Genomic DNA, 4,699 nt, shown 5'->3' with positions numbered 1-4,699 from the left:
ACTAATTAGTATGTTTTTGATTTATTTTTGCATCGATAATTTAGTTTCGATGTATTCAACACTCATATTCCTTCATTCGTTGACCCGCTGGTTTGTGGTTTTAAGCCTTGTTTATGCCATCTATCTTGCCATTACCGGGTTGAAATCTCAAAGAAGTTTTTCAAAAACAGATAATGCCGTTAGGCATTGGACGGCAACAATTGCGCATATTCAACTGATTATCGGGATTCTGGTGTATACACAAAGTCCGGCTGTTCGTTATTTCTGGAAACACAGCAAAGAAGCACTGCAGAATTGGGATGTTACGTTTTATTCGCTGGTTCATGCGGTATTGATGCTTTCAGCAATTGTCGTGTTAACGATCGGTTCTGCAAAAGCCAAACGAATGAGTACGGACAGGGAGAAATTCAAAACAATCCTCGTTTGGTTCCTGATTGCATTCTTTCTCATTTTCATTGCCGTTCCCTGGCCATTTTCCCCGCTGTCAAACAGACCTTATTTCAGATAATATGCTTCAATTCATGCAATCAAAAATCGGGCGTCTGCGCCTCATCGGTTTCCTGGAAGGAATATCACTGCTGATTTTACTTTTTATAGCCATGCCTTTGAAGTATGCGTTCCATTTCCCCGATTTGGCGAAAGTAATGGGGACTGTTCATGGCGCGTTGTTCCTGCTTTTCATCTTCAATACGCTGAGTGTAGGAGTAGAATATCAGTGGAAATTTAAAACAACGACCTGGAAAGTGCTTCTGGCGTGTATGATTCCATTCGGGACATTTTATATTGACCGGAAAATTTTAAGCAGAATCGAATCTTCCAATACGAATTGATATGAAAACACTTGGAATTATTTTAGGTTCTTGTCTTCTGATTTATATCGTTTACAGAACGTACCGTTTTGTGAATCTGGACAAAGGATTGGCAGAGAAGATCAAAGCCGGAGCAGTTATCCTCGATGTACGTACAAAAAGTGAATATCAGACCGGGCACATCAAAGGTTCCGTCAATATTCCGCTAAGCCGCTTACATGCGGATTCGCTTCCTTTGGATAAAACAAAAACCTATATTACGATCTGTTCTCATGGTTTGAGAAGTGTAAGAGCGGTGAGTTTGTTAAAGGAAAAAGGGTATAAGCGCGTCTTCAATGGCGGTGCGATGGCGGATTTGCAAAGTGAAATTGAAACCAAAAAATGACATTTACTACTGATATTTCGTACTTTTCAACTTGAAAACAGACGCGTTATATGGATATTGAAACGATCAGGAATATTTGCACACATTTACCGCATGTTACGGAAGATATCAAATGGGAACACGATTTGGTGTTTTTGATCGGAGAGAAGATGTTTTGTGTTACCGGATTGGATGAAAATCCTGTTTCGGCATCTTTCAAGGCCAGCGACGAATTGTTTGAAGAACTCTCAAACCTTCCCGGATTTAAACCGGCTCCGTATTTAGCCAGATACAAATGGATTCTGGTTGAAGACATCAGCATTCTGAAAAAAGTGGAATTGGAGTCATATGTAAAACAATCCTATGAATTGGTAAAAGCAAAGCTTCCTGCTAAAATCCGGAAATCATTTGAGGATTAGTTCAATATTAAATAATGGATCTCCCAAGAATGCTGATATTTTATCACCTATATTTCCATTCATAGTTTAAATAATTGAGCTGTTACTGAATTTGTATAGAATCAACCTTTCGGTTACCCTTTAACCGGGGAAACAATTGTAAATTATGTTTTATCTTTAAAAGATAAAATACAAAACCATGATTCATAGAAGATTACTGATTGCAAGCGCAATTTTATTCAGCACTTTTTCCATTCATGCTCAAACACTCGTTTTTCAGGCGAAACCCATGGGAAGTAAAACCTGGGGCTATGTTGGAATCAAAGGTGAATTCATCATTCCTGCCGAATATGAAAAATGTTATGAATTCTCATCGAACGGATTAGCGATTATTTATGATGCCAAAATCAGACAGCATTATTTCATTAATCTGAAAAATGAAAAGCAGCAAACCGAACAGCCCGATTTTAAAATCAAAGACGGATTCGGTTTTAACGCGAGTACTTTCCACAACGATCTGCTGCTCGTAAAAGTAGGCGCGAAATGGGGATACATGAACGCTTCCGGGAAAATGGCAATTCCTGCAAATTACGACGATGGAAATGATTTCAACGGAGGTTTCGCCGCTGTGAAGAAAGGTTCACAATTTGTTATTCTGGATACCAAAGGAAAGGAAACGGAAATAAAGATTCCGGCTATGGACGTAAGGGATTTTTCGGAAGGATTGGCTCCGATCCGAACAATGGACAAGAAATTCGGGTTTGTGAATACGAAAGGAGAACTGGTTGTTCCGTCTCAATTTGAAAGTGTCGGATATTTTTCAGCCGGTTTGGCGTGGGCAAAAACCGCTGATAAAAAATTGGGTTATATTGATCAAACCGGAAAATGGATCATCGAACCGCAATTTGAAGCAGGGAAAGAGTTTGATGCCAAAAGCGGTCTGGCTCGTGTGAAACAGGGAGAAAAATGGACCTATGTCAACAAGAAAGGTGAGATCGTAAACATCAGCGATTCGGAATCTTTGGGCGATTTCTCTGAAGGTTTGGCGGAAGGCAAGAAAGGTGCTTTGAAAGGATTTTATGACAACAAAGGGCAGTGGATCATCAAACCGCAATTCGAAGATGTGCGTAGTTTTCAAAACGGTTATGCAGCAGCAAAATTGAATGGGAAATGGGGGCTGATTGATAAAACAGGGAAATGGATTGTGGAAGCAAAGTTTGATGCGATTAAAGATGTAACTTTGGTTAAGTGATTCAACGAACCTTGGAATATGTTTAAAACCCTAAAAACAACTTTAAGCTTAGCAATCGTTTTGTTTGTCAGTACCATGGCAAGCAGCCAGATGGACGATAAATTCTATTATCCGTCAAGTGAATGGAAAGAAATTGATTCGGTGAAAGTAACGACCTTCAAAGAGAAGGTTGACGATGATTTTGTGACAGCTTATTTATTGTCGAATGTAGAAAAACCGAAAGCAACTATTATTTATTTCCACGGAGCAGGCGGAAATGTTTCCAATTATGTTCAATTTGTACGACCGCTTTTGAAGGATGGTTTTCAACTGTTTATGGTCGATTTACGTGGTTACGGAAAGTCTTCCGGAAAACCGACACATCTCAATATTGCTGCAGACGGACAAAAGATGTTTGATCTGGCTCTGAAGCAAAAAGCGATCAAAAACACAACGATTCTTCTTTGTGGTGTTTCGATGGGAACGCAGATTGCAACACATTTGGCAGCAACGAATGAAAACCGGATCAGCGGATTAATTCTGGATGGAACCATTGCCTCGTTTACGGATATTGCTGTTGCTTCATCACCTCCGGAACAAGCGGAAACAATCCGAATGTTTATCACATCACCGTATTCGGCGAAGGAAGATATCCGCAAACTGACGAAAATTCCGGTTCTGTTTATTCATTCGAAAGAAGATTCCGGAGTTCCTTTTTCGCAGTACGAAATGGTGGCGGAAAATTGTACCACGAAACACGATGTACTTGTTTATACAGGAGAACACCTGGAAGGCCCGTTGGTGGATACGGAAAACTATCTGGCCATGATAAACAAGTTGTTAGGTCAGAAATAACTACCGGTTGAAACACTGAAATGATTATTTTGCGGAACGTTATGTTTTGAATTGTATTCTGAAGAATGAAGAAATTTTCCATCCTGATTTTACTCTTGATCTTTGGCGAAAGCAATTTGTTTTCCCAGGAAAATCCGCAATACTATCAAACGGCAAACCAGAGATACACGATTGAGCTTCATGAAGGAGGCTGTGTTCTCTATGAATTGACAGGATACGGAACACTCATCGCCGTGTATGATCTGAAACCTGAACGTAAGTTCCTGAATCCATCAGACAGTATCGGAATGCTGTTTTCCAATCAGTTTTTTGCCGTTTCATACGACTACAAATACTTTCGGGTACTCAAACTCAAACACGGGAAAGCGAAAGATCGGAATACATATGTTGCCAGGAGTTTAAAAGATCCCGGAAAAGTGTTTGAAGCCGTCAACCGGGAATATTGGTACACTGTGTATGAAAAAACCAGCGACGAATTAAAATACAATTTTCCGATGTTTTATGATTATCGTTATGATTCCAGGGCAAGGACATGGTCGGGATTGTCGTTCAAGCAAGTAAGTCCGGGAGAGTTTGAAATTCTGGCCAACGCGCGAAATCTTGAATTGAAGGACAGCTTGACGAAAACCAACCGGTATTGTCAGAGCTTATTGGATTCTGTTGAAATCAGGATGAAATCCATGAACCTGGAGGAGTGGCAATCGACTTATACCAAATTTCCATTGAACGACTACATGTATTCGGAATATGTTCAGGAAGCAATCAATGCAGTTGCCGAAGAAAGACCTGAGTTGTTTTTCGAATTGGCAGAAACTTTGCCAACCGAGAAAGAATACTTGTTTTCGAAAATCTATTCCAAAGAAGTGAACAAAGCGCTTAAAAATTACCAGACGAATGCTCCGGTTAAAAAGGAGTATTTTAGATATAAGCGCAGAACCAATTTTAAAACCGGACTGATTATGACCGGAATCACTATTCTGGAAGTCGGTATTGCTACCGGATTGATAAGTTTGATTTTTATATAAAGAAATATGAGTATTCT

General features: G+C 39.7%; 7 protein-coding genes. All 7 read left to right on the top strand.

Features of this window, described 5'->3' with window-relative positions:
* Positions 1-508, top strand: a 508-nt coding sequence (locus Q1V93_RS09405) for a hypothetical protein (protein WP_300664064.1), incomplete at its 5' end; no start/stop codon positions are given.
* A gap of 13 nt (positions 509-521) precedes the next feature.
* Complete coding sequence (locus Q1V93_RS09400; protein WP_300664062.1) at positions 522-830, top strand: DUF3817 domain-containing protein; 309 nt, start codon at positions 522-524, stop codon at positions 828-830.
* 1 nt (position 831) lies between these two features.
* Positions 832-1,194, top strand: coding sequence for a rhodanese-like domain-containing protein (locus Q1V93_RS09395; RefSeq protein ID WP_300664061.1), 363 nt, complete (start codon positions 832-834; stop codon positions 1,192-1,194).
* A gap of 50 nt (positions 1,195-1,244) precedes the next feature.
* Positions 1,245-1,592, top strand: a complete 348-nt coding sequence (locus tag Q1V93_RS09390) for an MmcQ/YjbR family DNA-binding protein (protein ID WP_300664059.1) — start codon at positions 1,245-1,247, stop codon at positions 1,590-1,592.
* A 178-nt stretch (positions 1,593-1,770) separates the two neighbouring features.
* Positions 1,771-2,823: a WG repeat-containing protein gene (locus Q1V93_RS09385; protein ID WP_300664057.1), complete on the top strand. Its 1,053-nt coding sequence runs from the start codon at positions 1,771-1,773 to the stop codon at positions 2,821-2,823.
* Positions 2,824-2,841: 18 nt separating this feature from the next.
* Positions 2,842-3,657: an alpha/beta fold hydrolase gene (locus Q1V93_RS09380; protein WP_300664055.1), complete on the top strand. Its 816-nt coding sequence runs from the start codon at positions 2,842-2,844 to the stop codon at positions 3,655-3,657.
* A gap of 65 nt (positions 3,658-3,722) precedes the next feature.
* On the top strand, positions 3,723-4,682 hold the full coding sequence (locus tag Q1V93_RS09375; protein ID WP_300664053.1) for a hypothetical protein: 960 nt from the start codon (positions 3,723-3,725) through the stop codon (positions 4,680-4,682).
* Positions 4,683-4,699 lie beyond the last annotated feature (17 nt).

This window comes from Fluviicola sp. (assembly GCF_030151805.1).
In the GTDB taxonomy this organism is placed as follows: domain Bacteria; phylum Bacteroidota; class Bacteroidia; order Flavobacteriales_D; family Crocinitomicaceae; genus Fluviicola.
This window is presented reverse-complemented; position numbering and strand designations above follow the sequence as displayed.